General features: G+C 33.2%; 17 protein-coding genes. 14 read left to right on the top strand and 3 right to left on the bottom strand.

Annotation, left to right across the window (positions count from 1 at the left end):
• Positions 1-13 precede the first annotated feature (13 nt).
• On the bottom strand, positions 14-2,314 hold the full coding sequence (locus CVU84_01020; protein PKM96328.1) for a formate C-acetyltransferase: 2,301 nt from the start codon (positions 2,312-2,314) through the stop codon (positions 14-16).
• 336 nt (positions 2,315-2,650) lie between these two features.
• Here CVU84_01020 and CVU84_01015 point away from each other — a divergent pair, with 336 nt between their 5' ends.
• The 5 genes from CVU84_01015 (at position 2,651) to CVU84_00995 (ending at position 7,650) form a co-directional block, all read left to right on the top strand.
• On the top strand, positions 2,651-3,508 hold the full coding sequence (locus CVU84_01015; protein PKM96502.1) for a hypothetical protein: 858 nt from the start codon (positions 2,651-2,653) through the stop codon (positions 3,506-3,508).
• 127 nt (positions 3,509-3,635) lie between these two features.
• Positions 3,636-4,397: a DeoR/GlpR transcriptional regulator gene (locus CVU84_01010; GenBank protein PKM96327.1), complete on the top strand. Its 762-nt coding sequence runs from the start codon at positions 3,636-3,638 to the stop codon at positions 4,395-4,397.
• Positions 4,398-4,778: 381 nt separating this feature from the next.
• A complete protein-coding gene (locus CVU84_01005) occupies positions 4,779-5,807 on the top strand; it encodes a hypothetical protein (GenBank protein PKM96326.1) in 1,029 nt (342 codons plus the stop codon).
• A gap of 593 nt (positions 5,808-6,400) precedes the next feature.
• Complete coding sequence (locus CVU84_01000) at positions 6,401-7,156, top strand: hypothetical protein (protein PKM96325.1); 756 nt, start codon at positions 6,401-6,403, stop codon at positions 7,154-7,156.
• Positions 7,157-7,212: 56 nt separating this feature from the next.
• Complete coding sequence (locus CVU84_00995; GenBank protein PKM96324.1) at positions 7,213-7,650, top strand: hypothetical protein; 438 nt, start codon at positions 7,213-7,215, stop codon at positions 7,648-7,650.
• Positions 7,651-7,712: 62 nt separating this feature from the next.
• Here the strand turns inward: CVU84_00995 and sspH are convergent, their stop codons facing one another.
• The gene (gene sspH / locus CVU84_00990; GenBank protein ID PKM96323.1) at positions 7,713-7,895 is read right to left on the bottom strand and encodes an H-type small acid-soluble spore protein; all 183 of its coding nucleotides are present in this window, start codon (positions 7,893-7,895) and stop codon (positions 7,713-7,715) included.
• Positions 7,896-8,122: 227 nt separating this feature from the next.
• Between sspH and CVU84_00985 the strand changes: the two genes are divergently transcribed.
• Positions 8,123-8,416 (top strand): DUF2325 domain-containing protein, encoded by a 294-nt coding sequence (locus tag CVU84_00985; protein PKM96322.1) that lies wholly within the window; start codon positions 8,123-8,125, stop codon positions 8,414-8,416.
• A gap of 44 nt (positions 8,417-8,460) precedes the next feature.
• Here CVU84_00985 and CVU84_00980 read toward each other — a convergent pair whose 3' ends face one another.
• On the bottom strand, positions 8,461-9,135 hold the full coding sequence (locus CVU84_00980) for a hypothetical protein (GenBank protein ID PKM96321.1): 675 nt from the start codon (positions 9,133-9,135) through the stop codon (positions 8,461-8,463).
• Positions 9,136-9,471: 336 nt separating this feature from the next.
• On the opposite strand from CVU84_00980, the gene CVU84_00975 reads away from it, so the two are divergent.
• From CVU84_00975 to CVU84_00940, 8 genes are all read left to right on the top strand, one after another.
• On the top strand, positions 9,472-9,687 hold the full coding sequence (locus CVU84_00975; GenBank protein ID PKM96320.1) for a ferrous iron transport protein A: 216 nt from the start codon (positions 9,472-9,474) through the stop codon (positions 9,685-9,687).
• 173 nt (positions 9,688-9,860) lie between these two features.
• The gene (gene feoB / locus CVU84_00970) at positions 9,861-11,834 is read left to right on the top strand and encodes a ferrous iron transport protein B (protein ID PKM96319.1); all 1,974 of its coding nucleotides are present in this window, start codon (positions 9,861-9,863) and stop codon (positions 11,832-11,834) included.
• The gene (locus CVU84_00965) at positions 11,834-11,971 is read left to right on the top strand and encodes a FeoB-associated Cys-rich membrane protein (GenBank protein PKM96318.1); all 138 of its coding nucleotides are present in this window, start codon (positions 11,834-11,836) and stop codon (positions 11,969-11,971) included. Before feoB ends, CVU84_00965 begins: the two co-directional genes overlap by 1 nt.
• A 346-nt stretch (positions 11,972-12,317) precedes the next feature.
• Positions 12,318-12,920 (top strand): hypothetical protein, encoded by a 603-nt coding sequence (locus tag CVU84_00960; GenBank protein ID PKM96317.1) that lies wholly within the window; start codon positions 12,318-12,320, stop codon positions 12,918-12,920.
• Positions 12,921-13,148: 228 nt separating this feature from the next.
• Positions 13,149-13,523, top strand: a complete 375-nt coding sequence (locus tag CVU84_00955) for a hypothetical protein (GenBank protein ID PKM96316.1) — start codon at positions 13,149-13,151, stop codon at positions 13,521-13,523.
• Positions 13,524-13,740: 217 nt separating this feature from the next.
• Positions 13,741-14,136 carry a hypothetical protein gene (locus tag CVU84_00950; protein PKM96315.1) on the top strand — a complete coding sequence of 132 codons (396 nt, stop codon included), beginning with the start codon at positions 13,741-13,743 and terminating at the stop codon, positions 14,134-14,136.
• A 125-nt stretch (positions 14,137-14,261) separates the two neighbouring features.
• Positions 14,262-14,828, top strand: coding sequence for a TetR/AcrR family transcriptional regulator (locus CVU84_00945; protein ID PKM96314.1), 567 nt, complete (start codon positions 14,262-14,264; stop codon positions 14,826-14,828).
• Between the two features lie 51 nt (positions 14,829-14,879).
• Positions 14,880-16,250: an alpha-amylase gene (locus tag CVU84_00940; protein PKM96313.1), complete on the top strand. Its 1,371-nt coding sequence runs from the start codon at positions 14,880-14,882 to the stop codon at positions 16,248-16,250.
• Positions 16,251-16,400 lie beyond the last annotated feature (150 nt).

Genomic DNA, 16,400 nt, shown 5'->3' with positions numbered 1-16,400 from the left:
AGTATGCACCTCCCTATAACTCATGTTCGGTTCTTTCGATGATATCATTTTGAATCTGTATGCTTAAATCACTGAAAAAAGCACTATACCCAGCAACTCTAACGACTAGACCACTATATTTTATTGGGTTTTCCTGAGCTTCCTTTAAGGTTTTTGCGTTAACCACATTAAACTGAACATGGAGTATTTTAAGCTTCATAAAAGCAAGTAAGAAATCAGCTAGTTTATGTAAACCGTCATCCTTTGCTAGGGTACTAGGGCTGAACTTCACGTTAAGCAAGCTTCCGTTGCTTAATAAATAACCATCTAATTTACTTACACTTTTTAGGGCAGCAGTAGGGCCATGAGAATCTCTTCCTACCATTGGTGAAAGTCCACCATCTGCTAATTGTTCAGCTGCATTTCGACCATCCGGTGTAGCGCCTACAGCTTCGCCAAGAGGGATATGTGCAGAAACAGTATAAGAGCCAGGAGTGAAGTGGCCTCCTCTCGGGGTACTATATTTTTCTACAACCTTTGAATAATGGCGTAATAAATCTGAGCTGATATAATCAACTTCATCAATATCATTTCCATATTTGTCGTATTTGTTAATGAGCCTTGCTTGTAATAAACGATTTTCTTCTCCCTCAAAATTACTATCTAAGGCTACAATTAATTCCTTGAAGGTAAGTCTTTTTTCTTCGAAAACAATCTTTTTTAGTGCATGGAGAGAATCGCTTAGATTTGCAATGCCAATACCTTGAACACCAGAGAAGTTGTATTTGGCGCCGCCTTCTGTAATGTCTAAGCCTTTTTCTAAGCAGTTGTCAATGATACTAGATAGTAGAGGTACAGGGGCATATTCTCTTTGTCCGACATCAACTAGGTTACTTCCTTTCACCATCAATTGCACGTGATACTCGATTTTTTTCTTCATGAATTCAATAATTTGATCAAAATCTATGTTTGGAACATCTTCTAATTCTTTTAAGCTCACTTCCATAACTTTTAAGAGATTGAATAGAGCGATATCGTGTAATCCATAAGTTTTTCCGGGAATCGTTAATTCAACACAACCCACAACGGAATAATCTCTTGCATCTTCAAGACTTACACCTCTGTTTAAAAAGGCAGGTACAACAACCTCGTCATTGAATATTTGAGGAATACCAGTACCTAATCGAATCGTTTCTGCTGTCTTAAGCAAAAAGTCTCTTGGGATCAATTCGTTTAGTCTAACACCGAGATTGGGTTGAGGTAGACGGATATCTTGGTATGTTTCCAATGCAAGGTAGGATAAGTCATTCACTGCGCAGCGTCCATTTACAGTTAGCCCACCGAGAGTTATGGTATAACCAGTTGGAAAACCTGCAAAATATTTTGCGCTATTTTCACTTCGAATAAGAACTACATCATTTGTCTTAATCCAAAGGCACTTAAGAATCTCTTTTAGTTCATCCAATGGAACATTGCGGAGTAGATCGTTTTTAAAATAAGGATACATATATTTGTCAAATTGTCCTAAGGAAATAGAGCTGGCATTGGATTCATATTGTAGAGCTATGCAGACATACCAAACTAATTGACAGGCTTCATAAAAAGTATCAGGAGACTTGGTAGTGATTTTTTCTGATATTTCAGCGAGGGTAAGTAATTCGGCTTTTCTTTCCTCATCAATAGCATTAGATGCTTCTAACCTAGCTAAGGTAGCATATCTTGAAATGTGACGCTGTGTAGCCTCGTGAACTATGATAGCAGCTTGATAAAAATGATTACTTTGTTCTTTTTCTAGGCATCCTTTTATCTCTTCAACAATTGTTCCTAATCCTTTTTTTAATATATTTTCGAAATCAGGAATAATGTGGCCTTGTCCTTTGTCGGTTTGATTCAGTGTAACAATCTTTAAACTGGTAGATGCTTTTACTTCATAGGTTAGCTTATCACTAATATAATCTTTTAAGGAGCGTCCTTTCCAATATGGATACAATAATTCGGAAAATGTTTTCTTATCTTCATCCCTAAAAATGAAATTATCTTGGGGTCTAGTGGCAATGGAGTCTATTTCCTTATAGATCCAGTAAGGGGACATTTCTGGAGAAATGATGCCGCTTCTTGGTTTGATAGTTCTGTTACCTGCGATAAGTTCACCTTCACGTATTGAGATATTAACATGATCCAATATATGAGCTGTAGCCTTAGCACGTCTTATGATAATTGGCTCATTCTCTGTTTGTTTATGGCTCTGCGTATAAAGTAGTGCTCTTTCTAAAGATACTTCTCTAGGGCTTTCAAAAAGTTGTTTTTTCAAAGCTTCAATTCTTGAAATACTCACGCAATCTTCCTCCTTTTTAGATATTTTATTTCAATACGATAACAAGATTGAAAATTATTGATTCGTATTGATTATTATTGTTGATTATTACTTGGTATTATTATATGATGATATTGACAAGATTGCAACAACAATTTTTAATTTTAGATAGGAATGCTTTTATAATGGAAAAATCAACAAATATTAGGAATAATAGTTGCGGTTTCATGATTTTAATTGTAAAGTAACAGTATGGTTTTGAGCTGGGTTTAGAAAAAGCAGACTATAGTTGATGACTAAACATGAATAGATCAACATTAAAGGAGAATAAGAATGTACCGAATGCTAGTATTGGATATGGATGGAACATTGTTAAATGAGAGGCAAGAGATTTCCAAAGAGAATCTAAAAGCTGTTAAAAAAGCGATTAAGAAAGGAATAAAAGTGGTACTTGCTACTGGTCGTTCTTTTGAAGGAATCCTTCCTTATCTTTCAGAACTTGATTTGATTAAAGAGAAGAATTATTCAATCGCTTGTAGTGGAGCCCTTGCACTAGATAACCTGACACGTCAAGTTCTTCATGGAATACGAATTAAACATGAAGACTTAATTAAAATACATACAATGTGTGAAGATTTCAATCTTGATATGAGTGCATATACAAAAGAAAGCATTCTAATTCATAGAGACAATTTATTTAGTAGGTATGATGCTGTTGCTAATTTTGTTCCTTTAGAAAAGGTTGATTTTCATCAACTGAACCCGGATAGGGAGGTGTATAAAGTGAATCTAATCAATGAATCTGTAGAGATTATGGATCAGATGCGGGAATACTTTCCTACTATTCATCTTGAGGAAATGCATATTAGGTCAAAAGATAATTTTAATAAAGACTTATTGGGTGAATTATGGCGTTTTCCAGAGGAAATAATGAATAATCATACGGTTGTGAGACCATTATCGTTTTGCTTAGAAATTCTAAATAAAAAGTGTAATAAAGCGGTCGGTGTAAAAGAAGTTGCAAAGCTATATAATATCCCGAGAGAAGAAATTATCTGCATAGGAGATTCAGGAAATGACTTACATATGATCGAGTATGCAGGTCTCGGTATCGCTATGGGTAATGCATATGAGAAGGTAAAGGAAATTGCGGACGATATCACTTTGAGCAATTTAGAAGACGGTGTAGCTTATGCTATAAATAAATATCTTTAAGATATAATAGATTGCACCAACTTTATTGTTTTCAATTGATGGTTGCTTGAAAAAAGATGCTAAATGAGATATAATGAGAAAAAATAAGAAAAAATAAGAAATAATAAGTATAAATGGAGGGTTAATCTTGTTTGTTGAAGAAAGATTGCAAGAAATTATAAGTCTATTAAATATAAACGGAAAAATTATCGTAAAAGACCTTAGTATAAAATTTGATGTAACGGAAGATTGTATTCGTAAGGATTTGAAAACACTAGAGAAAAATGGGTTAATAAAACGAACTTATGGTGGGGCTGTTTTATCAAGAGAAGCTAGTTTGAATAGGACTATAGTTAGTAGGAAAAATTTGGATGTTGAATCAAAACAGCGAATAGCTGAAAAGGTGTATGATATTATAGAGGAAAGAGAGACTATATTTTTAGACATAGCTACTACAAATATAATTGTAGCAGAATATATTGCTCAAGGTAGAAAGAGAATGACGGTTATATCTAATATGATCGATGTAATTCAAATTTTATCCCAATGCCCTCATGTTGATGTGATTGGTATAGGGGGTGTTCTACATAAAGAGTTGAGTGGATTTATTGGGTCATCTACAATCGAGTATATCTCAAAATATAAAGTTGACAGAGCGTTTATTGGAAGCTGTGGTGTTGATGTTGCAGACCATAGTATTACAACTTTTTTGGTGGAGGATGGAAACACCAAGCGTGCCATTATGAATGCTAGTAAGAAGACTTACTTAGTCATAGGATCAAAGAAATTTTATTCGGATGGTGTGTATAAATTTGCTGAGATCTATGATTTTGATACCATTGTCGTAGATGAAATGCCAGATCCAAAGGTAGTATATTTATTAGAACAATTTGATGTAAAGTTGGTATAACCAGCTGAAATAAGCGAAGCTTATTTCAGCATCAGTGGTGGCTAAGCCACTACTGATGTGCAAGCAAAGCTTGCAGCTGGTTACGAAACCGTAGCGAATGCGGAGGTTGAGTATCCGTAAATCAGTGGTGGCTAAGCCACTACTGATGTGCAAGCAAAGCTTGCAGCTGGTTACGAAACCGTAGCGAATGAATTAAGGGGGTGATTCCATATGGAAGCATCCTTTTCATGTTTTAAAATTAAAATTTCCACATTGATGTGGCAATAAAACTAAACTTTGATCTATATACAGAATCATCAATCCCATTTGGGGTTGATGATTCTTTAAAAAATAATTAAAATGCGATATAATATACTATGACTTATTTTGAGAGGAGCTATTATGAATTCAATTAATTATGCAATCATTGGTTTTGGAGGTATAGCGCGAAATCATGCGCTTGCTGCATATGACGCAAACCTTAGGCATAATCTCCCCTATTCGTTAAATCTTTCCTATATTGTAACAAGAAAGCCAATAGAAATAAGTGTGCCTGGTATTACAAATGTAACGAATCTTCAAACAGTATTAGAAGATCCAAACCTTGATTTTATCAGTATTTGTACACCGAATGAATCTCACGTAGATATTGTTGAGCAAGCGATAGCTTATGGGAAGCCAATCTATTGTGAAAAACCTTTGGCATCAACCTTATTAGATGCTGAAAAAATGAACAAATTGGTTCATGAAAACAATGTAATAAATGGAGTAGCTTTTATATATCGATTTTTACCTGCAATAGCATTGTTAAAAGAAGAATTAGAAAAAAAGACGATTGGATCAATCATTGATTTTAAAATAAAGACATATCACAATAGTTATTTAAACAAAGAAAAACAAGGAACTTGGAGAACGTTAAAGACCTCTGGAGGAGGCGCTTTATTAGATTTAGGTTCTCATTTAATAGATCTCATTCATTATACATTAGGAAACATCAAAGAAATACAGTATCAATCTAGAATTCATTTCAAAGATAGAAGTGAGGTAGATGAAATAACTCGAGGAGAAATCCTGCTTGATAATGGTACACTGGGAAGTGTTGAAGCATCTAGAGTATTTGCAGAGGAAATACAAACAGACCAAATGATCCTATTTGGAACTACGGGAAGCATGAAGTTGGATTTGACAAATCCATATATTATCCAAATCCACGACTTTAATACGGGTTCAACACTTTATAAAGCAGTGCCAGAGAAGCATCCATCAATGCGTTTTTATCCTAAGGAAAGAAATTCACTAGGCTTCTTTCAAAATTGTCATACTGCTGCAATTATAGACTTTGCAAATAAATTGAATGGAATGAAGGATACGATTGGCGCTGATTTTACGGATGGATTAAAATGTCAAGAAGTAATCAGTAAACTCAAATAAGAATAAAATTCGAAAGAGTGAAATCAAATGAGTGATATATTTTTGTAGGTTATAGTAATAGGTTTACTTGTTAAAATTACTTTGTTTCGCAACAAGTTTAGTAAAGATCTTAGTAAGTTTATTACAGCTTCAATACTACTCTTTCTAATTCCAGTATTCTAATACTCAGATAAACTGGTTATGGATACTAAATTTGCTATCGCAAATTGTTTCATCATATTTGTTTTTTGGGCATATTCGTTGTATCAATATATGATAAGAAAATTGTTAAGACGTTAGACCTGATCAATCTGATGGACTTGTTATAATTCGAGAAGTAAGAAAATCCACTACAACTAGAAATGGCCGTGTGTGGGTTTTTGTGTTATGAGATGATAACAAACATATTCGAATGTAAACATAATTATTTAAATGCATTATGTTTATATTCGAATATATTTGAAAAGCAATATGAATTATCTCTAGAAATCCAATTGTTAGAGGTGTATAATAAATCTAGATAAAATAAAATGTTGAGCAGAGGTGTTCAATGAGGCGTAGAAATATTGTGCCTCCAGAAAGATGTTTATTAATTAATAGGTGGTGATTTAAATATGATTAATCAATTAGAGGACATAGTTAATCAATCTTATAATAAACTATATGCATACGCATTTCGCATGATTGGCAATCATCACGATACTGAAGATGTATTGCAAAATGCAATTTTACGTGCATGTACAAAAATTGATCAATTTCAAGAAAACTCAAAATTATTGACTTGGTTATATCGCATCATTACAAATGAATGCTATCGTTTCTTTGAAAAAATAGATAAACTACCATTAATTCGAATAACTGAAGACCTAGGTATGAGTGAGCGCACATTTTTTGAGGACATTCATTATATACCAGAATTTGATGATGCCTTAATCATGGATGAAATGAGAGAGAAGTGTTTACAAGCCTTTCTAAAATGCATGCCTAAAAATCAACGTATTTGTTTTCTGTTAAAAACCTGTCTAGATTTGAAGAATCAAGAAATTGGAGAAATAATGGACATTTCTGCAGACAATGTTAAAGTCACATTATTTAGAGCTCGTAAACATCTTAAATCATTATTTGAGATGCGTTGTAGTTTAATAGATCCAGAAAAACCGTGTAAATGTCATCTTTGGATTAAATTTATGAAAGACAATCATCTGCCTATACCATCCGGCTATATGCAACCCAAAACGGAGTTACTTAAGCAAGAGTACTTCAAGAACTTATCATTATTAAAAAAAATTGATTATCTATATACGGTAGAAGCAAAATGTGATAGAGATGACTTTATCAAAAATTTAAAAAAATTAACAGAAGTTTTGTAACCTTTTTATTGATCTGTGGGTCTAAGATATGTAGATCATAAAAGAGGAGGAATTTAATGATGTCAAACAAAAAAATTATAGCACCATGTGGTATTGATTGCCATAATTGCGAGATTTACGAAGAAAATGTTACAGACGCAATACAAACTCGATTGTCAGCAGTTACAAAAACACCAAAAGAAGAAATCAAATGTTTAGGTTGTAAAGATGATAACATCTGTTTACTTCTTAAAATTGAAGGAAAAAACTGCAAAACATTGGACTGTGTTAAAGCCAAAGGGGTAGACTATTGTTTCCAATGTGATACTTTTCCCTGCGAATACTTAATGCCATTAGCCGATGGTGCAGATCGTTTTCCACAGAACATAAAACTCTATAACCTTTGTATGATGAAACGTATCGGTATCGATGCTTGGGAAGAAAGTGTTAAAGACATTAGAAAGACTTATTTTACTAAAAAGATTGTTATTGGTGAAGGCGGTAGTAAAAATTGATAAAATACCTCAGTTCATATGAACTGAGGTATTTTATTGCAGTAAATTTTACTTAATTCATACTAACGATGCTCTTCTAAGCTGGATAGTGATACTTCTTGTGATTTCTCGGGTTGAGTAAGAAAATGGATACTGGCAGTTCCTTTGTTTTCGTTTACAGTTTCAATATAGATCTGTGTATCATTATAAGTTACATTAGCCATATCTAATGAAGAAGCAATTTCCTTTGCTCTTTTTTTATCCATAGTTGTAATCTCCTTATCTAATTTAACCAATCCTAGTATTTACTTTGGATTAGATAAATATTCAATAAGATAGTGACTTTACTTATTATATAACAGATTTTTGTTTAAATAAATTCGATTAATTAACAAATGTTAATGCATTCTAGTTGAGGAATGTATATAATACAATAAATATGAGAATGATTCTCAAAATAAACATTATTTTTAATATATAGGAGGTTTTACTAATGACGATGGTTATTGTTGGTGGACATGACAGAATGCATAGAGAATACATAGATATATGTAATAACAATGGTTTTAAAGCAAAGGTTTATACGCATATGCCTAGCGAGTTTTCTAAACGACTTGGAAGTGCTGATGGAATATTGCTTTTGACTAATACAGTCGCCCATAAAATGGTATTGACTGCTCTGAAGGAAGCGAAGAAGAGAAACATACCAGTGGTTAAAAATCACAACAGTAGCATTGCTGCTGTTAGCGAATCAGTAATGGAGCTAGGAAACTTAGCAACTTGTTAGCAATCATTAAAGCTTGTGACGTTCAATAAAATATCAAAAAATCACTAATATAAAAGCTGGTATAAAGAATCTATATCTTTTAGGTATACGATTCTTTTGTTTGTTGAAATGAGCCCTTCTGTTTGTAGTTCCGTTAAAGTTCTTGATAAGGAAGGTGGTTGAACATTTAAACATTCAGCCCATGTTTTTTTAGAAAAGGGTAGTAATATTTCTTCTTTACCAGAATCCGCATATTCAGTAAGCAGGTAATGAACAATTTTACTTTTAATTGTTGGTTGACATAAGATGTCGATTTTTTTGTTCAAAGAACAATTTTCACAGTACATCGACTTCATGAAATTTATCATAAGCTGAGTATCTTTTGCTAATAAGTTTGAAAAATCATTTCGATGCATCAAAATAATAATGGTTTTTTCGTTTGAGATAAAAGTATAAGGATAAAATTCAGTAGTAGCATATATACATTCTATGCCTAAGGCCTCTCCAACAGTTTTTTTGGAGATAAAGATAGATTCACCAGAACTTAGAATTTTATGAAGTGAGATAGAGCCTTGAAGAATAATTCCAAGTTTATCTAAAGGCATCGACGGATTAAAAATTATTTCAGTTTGTTTATAAGTATTAATTGAATAAGTAAAAGAAGAAAAAAGAGTTTTCATTTCCTCATAAGATTTCCCCAATAGCAGAGGAGATTTTTGCAGTTGTCTAAAAATATCCATAAAAAAAAGCCTCCTAATGATTCGAAAATTAACCTATGTTAACGACTTTATACTTGTATTATAGTATAATAAACAACAAATGTAAATGAAAATGAATATCAATATCGCAAAAAGTAATGATTAGGTCTAAAGTATTGAGGAGGGATGGATATAAGAGTTATGTTGTTTTTAAGTTGATGAGATATTTAATGTGTCTAAATGGAAATGAATTGTTAACAATTTGACAAATTAGAACAATAATATTGACAGAGATAGACTTATATGGTACTTTATATATGGTAATGATAATCGATATCATTAAGACGAGCTTAATCCATATAAAAGACAGGTGAATATATGTTGTTAACAAAAGCTAAGATTGGTAAAACCTTTTACATTAAAAGAGTAGAAGGAAAAGAGAAGATGATAAAATTTCTTTTTAGCTTAGGATGTTGTGAAGGAGAAGAAATCACATTGATTTCTATTCTTGCAGGTAATTATATCGTGAATATTAAAGATAGCCGTTACGCAATTGATGAAGGAATGGCTAAGTCCATCGTATTAGAAGATTAACGACGATAAATTATGTTATTAAGCTAGTGAAAACCAGAAATTTATATATTAGGAAACTAATCTTTTATAGATTAAGCATTCCATTTCTACTCGAAACGCGTTGAATAAGCGCTTTTCTTATAAACTATAATTGAGAATGAATGTCAATATTATTGATATACAAGGAGGAATTCATGAAAATAGCATTAGCAGGTAATCCTAATTCTGGTAAGACAACTCTTTTTAATGGGATTACAGGAAAAACTGAGTATGTAGGAAACTGGCCAGGAGTTACAGTAGAAAAAAAGGAAGCAAGTCTTAAGAGTAAGTATATTGTAAAGGGATTGGATATAAGAGTAGTAGATCTTCCAGGAGCATATTCTATTTCTCCTTTCACGGGAGAAGAAGTAATTACAAGAGATTTTGTTGTTGAGGAAAAACCAGATGTTATTATTAACATTGTAGATGGTGCAAATATTAGTCGAAGTCTATTTTTTACAACACAATTATTGGAGCTTGGAATACCAGTTGTAATAGCACTAAACAAGGGTGATATTTCAACTAAAAGAGGCGATCGTGTTGATGAAGTTGCCCTAAGTCGTCTTCTTGGATGTCCGGTAGTTACAACCATTGCAACTACGAACAAAGGCTTTGAAGAACTGATCAACAAGGCTGTGAAGTTAGGAAGTGAAAAGCAAAAACAAATTGCTCCTAAATTTCAAGGGCAGGAAGTTGAAGATAATGACAAAGCAAGACAACTATTTGTAAATAAAATATTTAACGAGTGTATCATTAAGACAAGAGATGGAAGTAAGGTTAATTTTTCGGATAAGCTGGATAGGATAGTAGCTCATAAATTTTTAGGATTGCCAATTTTCTTGCTCATTATGTGGGCAGTATATTCGTTCTCGATTGAAGGACTTGGAGGATTTTTATCAGGATACTTTAATGATACACTATTTGGTGAGGTAATTCCGAGTGCTGCAAATGGCTTTTTCGAAAGCATTGGTGTTAATCCGCTGTTACAAGCTTTAATTGTAGATGGAGCATTAGGAGGAGTTGGCGCAGTTATTGGGTTTTTGCCACTGATCATGGTTTTATTCTTTTGCTTAGCCTTACTTGAAGATAGTGGATATATGTCAAGAGTAGCAGTTATAATGGATAGATATTTTAAGAAAATCGGTTTGTCAGGGAAATCAATCATTCCTATGATTATTGGATCAGGGTGTTCAATTCCAGGAGTTATGGCAACAAGAACAATTGAAGATATGAATGAAAGAAGAACGACTACTATGCTTGCTCCTTTCGTACCATGTGGAGCTAAACTTCCAATAATTGCACTATTTTCTGTAGTATTTTTCCCAAATACGAGCTGGGTTGGGCCTAGTATGTATGCAATTGCAATTTTGATGATTATTATTGGAGGGTTATTGCTGAAACGCTTATATGTTTGGGAAAGTGCCTCCCAATTTATTATGGAACTTCCTGAATATAAAATACCTAGTCTTAAACATGCATTCATTCAAATGCTGGATAAGGCAAAAAGATTTATTTACAAAGCAACAACGATTATCTTAGTTATGAATACATTAGTATGGTTTATGCAAGCCTACGGGTGGAATTTAAAACCAGTTGAAAATCAAAATTCAAGTATTTTAGCCTCTGTTGGTTCACTAATTGCTCCGTTGTTAATTCCCCTAGGATTTTTAGGATGGCAACTTGCTGCAGCAACAATAACCGGATTTATTGCAAAAGAAAATGTTGTAGCTACCTTTGCAGTTATACTTGCGGTTACCTCAGAAGAAGCTTTACATATGCCAGGTGGTGCATTAACATCATTGTTTAATCCGGTTACTGCTTATGCATTCTTAGCGTTTAATTTATTTACACCTCCTTGCTTTGCGGCGATTGGTGCGATGAATTCGGAATTAGGATCAAAAAAATGGTTGTTTAGATGCTTAGCATTCCAGCTAGGGGTAGGGTATTCACTGGCACTTATTATTACTCAAGTTGGAACGTTGATCGTATATGGTACTACTGCACCAGGATTTGTGCCAGCAATATTTGTTTTAGCGGGATTAATTGGATTGGTTGTATTTACGATCAATCGTGCAGATAAAAAAAGAAATCTAACAAATGAAATAATAGAATTAGGAGTTGAATTTTAATGGAAGCTACAATTATAGTTGGGTTAGTATTTGGAATTATTTTATTGTGGGCATTTAAAAATACAAAGAAAGATTTAAAAGAAGGTAAATGTGGAGGATGTAGTGGTTGTGGTGTTAAAGACAGCTGCCACAAATAAGTCAAATGAATTAAACTTACAATTGTAACGAGAGTCAAAGAAGGTGGCAGTGTTGATTGCCAACTGGGAATATATGTAATTGATATGATACAATAAAAGAAGAACATGAGTATGTAGATAAGTAGATATAAAAAATTATAAGGTGGACCCCTTTTTAGTAATGGGTTTCACCTTATACTATATCAATTTATTTATACTGATTTGCTGAAAATAGTTGCTAAGAATATATTACATGTGTTAAGATACTCAGGTTGCATTTTTAAATTCTTTATTCAATGAAGTTGATTTATAGCAAAGCGTTGACTTAGAATAGTAGTGCACAATACACAACACGGAGGCATTATGAATGAATGAACGTAAAATTGTTGTTGCTGATCCAACAGCTTTAGGATTGTTTGGACTAGCTATGGTTACTTTGGTAGCTTCTTCACAAAAACTTGGGTTAACTGATGGAACAGCACTCATTATTCCTTGGGCAATATTTTTAGGAGCTTTTGCTCAGCTCTATGCATCAATTCAAGATGCTAAGAAAAACAATGTATTTGGAGCAACTGCATTTGGTGCATATGCATTTTTTTGGTTTGCAGTGGCACTTACTTGGCTTATTCAAGCAGGAGTGCTAGGAGAAAAACTAGCCAAACAAGCTGATATCAAACAATTGGGATTTGCTTTTGTAGGTTATTTGATCTTTAGTATTTTTATGACAATAGGAGCTATGGAGGTTCATAAAGTTCTATTCTTTATCTTCGTATTCATTGATCTACTATTTGTAGGATTATCACTTAGTACTTTAGATATTGCACCAGCTTTTGGACATAAATTAGCAGCATATTCAGAACTTATCATTTCTTTGATCGCATTTTATGGCTCTGCAGCGGCAGTACTGAATGCACATTTCAATAAAAAGTTCTTACCAGTAGGAAAACCATTTAATATTTTCAATAAATAGATCAATTCCTATGCACTACTAAAATGAAGAAGGCTTGTTTAACCGAATGGAATTAGTTCCCCCACTTCAGAAGTGGGTGAACTAATTCCAACATCGGAGGGGATTCAAGCCCCCACCGATGTGCAAGCGAAGCTTGCATTCGGTTACGAAACCGTAGCGAATGCGAAGGTTTTGTAACATTGACAAATGCCTAAAAATGATATACTCTTTATAAAGGAGGTTATGATGATGACTGTAGATGAATTGATAGAACTTGATCGTGCCTTTTGTGAAGAAGTAAGTAAACTAGGTGCAGCAGCATGGGGCAAACATTTTGCTATGAATGGTGCCATGTTAGTGAAGCTAGGTGAAAATATTGTGGGTGAACCAAGCGTTTATGCGACCATGAAAGCCTTTTTCATGCAGAAAGGGTCTACGCTCCTCTGGTCACCAGAGAGTGGTGGTATTTCTGATGCTGGAGATTTAGGCTATACCTATGGGCAATATATTCGACACTTTCGTGACGAAGCTGGTGCCAAGGTAAAAGAAACGGGCAGGTACATGACCATTTGGCGTAAGCAAGCAGATCATTCTTATAAAATTGAAGTGGATATGGGTAATTAATAAGTAAACGAAGCTTAATAAAATGTTCAAACCCATCAATTTCGATTAAAGTCGAAGTTGGTGGGTTTTTCTTGAATAAACTTAAGGGTAAGGTCAGTGAGTCATATATGCTTTCTTTCTAATACATATTAGGATATAATAGACCAAAGGGTAAATTCTAATAATAATATAGAGTTCGGATGAATTCTAATCATAAATATAATTCAGGAGGTCAATAATGATTACAGCATATTTAGTAGGTATTACTATGTTTCATGAAGATGAAGATATCGAAATTCGCTATGCAATTTTTGAAGATGACAAGTTGATAAACAAAGCGTGTGTATTTGAAAAATATAGAAAGCCTTTGGTTGTTAGCCAAATAGCTTTGATTAAAGTTTTGAAGGAGCTGGAAAAATATAAAGATCAGGAGATTACGATTGTAATTAATGATGAAGCACTTAATGAGCAAATAAGAGGAACATCAACTACAAAGAATCGTGAAGTAATAAAGATGGCGGGTATTTCTAGATCAAAAATAAAGAAATTAGGAGATAGCGTTCTCATAAAAAACGTTAGTCAGGATAAATTAGAGCGTGACAAATGGAATGAAATACTCATAGCAGATAGATAAAAATATATAGAAGTTATAAAGTATTTTGATGATTAGAAAATCTAATTGATCAAAATATTTTTTCGTCTTGACAAACATCTATACCGTACGGTATAATGAAGACACTTACTAGTAAGGAGGTTTTTATGGATAATAGAATGCATATAATGGAAGTCGCTCTTGATTTGTTTGCTAGACATGGGTTTGATGCAATAGGAGTACAGGAAATTGCTACTAAAGCAGGCATTACTAAGCCTACCCTTTACCATTATTTTGGAAGTAAAGGAGGTCTTTTGCAAACAATACTCAAAGAAAACTATAATAAGCTTGAACTATCAATAAAAGAGGCCGCAAAGTATGAAGGGGATTTACCACTTACATTACACAAGCTTGTAACTTCCTATATTTCATTTTCCAATATGAATAAGAAGTTTTATTGTATGAATATAACAATGATGTACTCTCCAGTAGAAAATGAAGCATTTAAGGCGGTATATCCATTTGTTCAAACGCAACTTGATATTATAGAACAACTTTTCATATTAGCTGTTAATGATCACGGCAATATGAGAGGTAGACATAAGCCGTATGCATTAAGTCTACTCGGGTTGATTAATACTTATATTCAAATGTGTTTTTCTGGAGATACGGAACTGAATAATGAAGTTGTATTTAAATTGGTTCATCAATTTATGCATGGAATTTATTCCTAATATTTTTTTTGATCGCTACTATACCTAACGGTATGTACAAGGAGGCAATTTATGTTTACATGGGCAGAAGAGGCAATATTTTATCATATTTATCCCTTAGGATTTTGTGGAGCACCTAGCATGAATAATAATATGTCGGAAACGACTTCATTACTGGAGATGACAAAGGCTTGGGTTGAGCATATGAAATCTCTTAGTGTAAATGCAATTTATTTTGGTCCTGTTTTTGAATCCTTATCTCATGGATATGATACTGTTGATTATAAGTTAATTGATAGAAGAATAGGGACAAATAAAGATTTTTCAGACTTATGTAAGCTACTTCATAATAATGACATAAGAGTGGTACTCGACGGTGTATTCAATCACGTTGGAAGAGAATTCTGGGCTTTTAAGGATGTAATTGAGAATGGTTCGAGTTCTAAGTATTGCAACTGGTTTAAGAATCTTAATTTTAGTGGAATAAGCCCTTATGGTGATCATTTTTGTTATGATTCGTGGAATGGATGCCATAACTTAGTAAGACTTAATCTAGAAAGCAATGAAGTAAAAGGCTATTTATTCGATGTAGTAAAAACTTGGGTAGAAGAATTTGATATTGATGGAATAAGGCTTGACTGTGCTGATTGCTTAGATCTTGAATTTCTAAAAGAATTAAATACATTTTGTAATCGTCTTAAACCTGATTTTTGGCTTATGGGAGAAGTAGTGAACGGGGATGGTGATTACAGAAAGTGGATAACGGAAGATGTACTGGATTCAGTTACAAACTATGAATGTTATAAAGGCTTATATTCCAGCCATAATGATTTGAATTTTTTCGAAATTGCATACTCATTAAACAGACAATTTAATGAGACAAATGGGTTGTATAAGGGAAAGGCTCTATATTCCTTTGCAGACAATCATGATGTAAATAGGATAGCTAGTACACTAAATTGTGCATCACATTTATACACTCTCTATGCGTTGTTATTTACTATGCCGGGGATACCTTCCATTTACTACGGAAGTGAGTGGGGGATTTCTGGAGTCAAGTCAAATGATTCTGATGAGTGTTTACGACCCAAACTTGATTTGTTGGACGTTTCGAATCATAGTTCAAATAAAGATTTGGTAAAAGCTATTAGAAAATTTGCAACAATTAGAAAAGAGTCAAATGCCTTGAAATATGGCAGGTATAAACAAATTTTAGTTGAACATGAGCAGTTTGGTTTTGCTAGAATGACAGATGAGGAATGTATTATAGTAATTGTAAATGCCAATAAGGCAGCAGTTGAACTATGTTTGGATATACCTGTTAGTGGGACAAAGGTAGTTGATATTTTAAACGATGGAGAAGTGTTTCCTATTCAAAATGGGAAGTGCCATATTGATGCAGTTTATCCAAGTTGGGCAAGAATTTTGAAGGTTGTGAAGTGATAACCTTTTAGATTAAAGGTATCAATACTAAAAAGTAAGATGACTAACAAAAAAGTGCATACTTGTTTGTTGGTCATCTTTGCTTTATGCTGTTTATTGAATCAACTTTGCTTGTAAATATAAAGGTTAAGTTTGAATTCAATTAATATC

The sequence above is a fragment of the Firmicutes bacterium HGW-Firmicutes-1 genome (genome assembly GCA_002841625.1).
GTDB lineage: Bacteria > Bacillota > Clostridia > Lachnospirales > Vallitaleaceae > HGW-1.
The sequence above is the reverse complement of the archived record's forward strand: the minus strand, read 5'-3'. Positions and strand labels throughout refer to the sequence as shown.

What these genes read in the sequence shown, in the direction of transcription:
- feoB (PKM96319.1), top strand. Translation starts at nt 9,861, where the DNA reads ATGAAAATAGCATTAGCAGGTAATCCTAATTCTGGTAAGACAACTCTT.
- CVU84_00945 (PKM96314.1), top strand. Translation starts at nt 14,262, where the DNA reads ATGGATAATAGAATGCATATAATGGAAGTCGCTCTTGATTTGTTTGCT.
- CVU84_00975 (PKM96320.1), top strand. Translation starts at nt 9,472, where the DNA reads ATGTTGTTAACAAAAGCTAAGATTGGTAAAACCTTTTACATTAAAAGA.
- CVU84_00955 (PKM96316.1), top strand. Translation starts at nt 13,149, where the DNA reads ATGACTGTAGATGAATTGATAGAACTTGATCGTGCCTTTTGTGAAGAA.
- CVU84_00980 (PKM96321.1), bottom strand. Translation starts at nt 9,135, where the DNA reads ATGGATATTTTTAGACAACTGCAAAAATCTCCTCTGCTATTGGGGAAA.
- sspH (PKM96323.1), bottom strand. Translation starts at nt 7,895, where the DNA reads ATGGATAAAAAAAGAGCAAAGGAAATTGCTTCTTCATTAGATATGGCT.
- CVU84_01015 (PKM96502.1), top strand. Translation starts at nt 2,651, where the DNA reads ATGGATGGAACATTGTTAAATGAGAGGCAAGAGATTTCCAAAGAGAAT.
- CVU84_00950 (PKM96315.1), top strand. Translation starts at nt 13,741, where the DNA reads ATGATTACAGCATATTTAGTAGGTATTACTATGTTTCATGAAGATGAA.
- CVU84_01000 (PKM96325.1), top strand. Translation starts at nt 6,401, where the DNA reads ATGATTAATCAATTAGAGGACATAGTTAATCAATCTTATAATAAACTA.
- CVU84_00965 (PKM96318.1), top strand. Translation starts at nt 11,834, where the DNA reads ATGGAAGCTACAATTATAGTTGGGTTAGTATTTGGAATTATTTTATTG.
- CVU84_00995 (PKM96324.1), top strand. Translation starts at nt 7,213, where the DNA reads ATGATGTCAAACAAAAAAATTATAGCACCATGTGGTATTGATTGCCAT.
- CVU84_00985 (PKM96322.1), top strand. Translation starts at nt 8,123, where the DNA reads ATGACGATGGTTATTGTTGGTGGACATGACAGAATGCATAGAGAATAC.
- CVU84_00960 (PKM96317.1), top strand. Translation starts at nt 12,318, where the DNA reads ATGAATGAACGTAAAATTGTTGTTGCTGATCCAACAGCTTTAGGATTG.
- CVU84_00940 (PKM96313.1), top strand. Translation starts at nt 14,880, where the DNA reads ATGTTTACATGGGCAGAAGAGGCAATATTTTATCATATTTATCCCTTA.
- CVU84_01005 (PKM96326.1), top strand. Translation starts at nt 4,779, where the DNA reads ATGAATTCAATTAATTATGCAATCATTGGTTTTGGAGGTATAGCGCGA.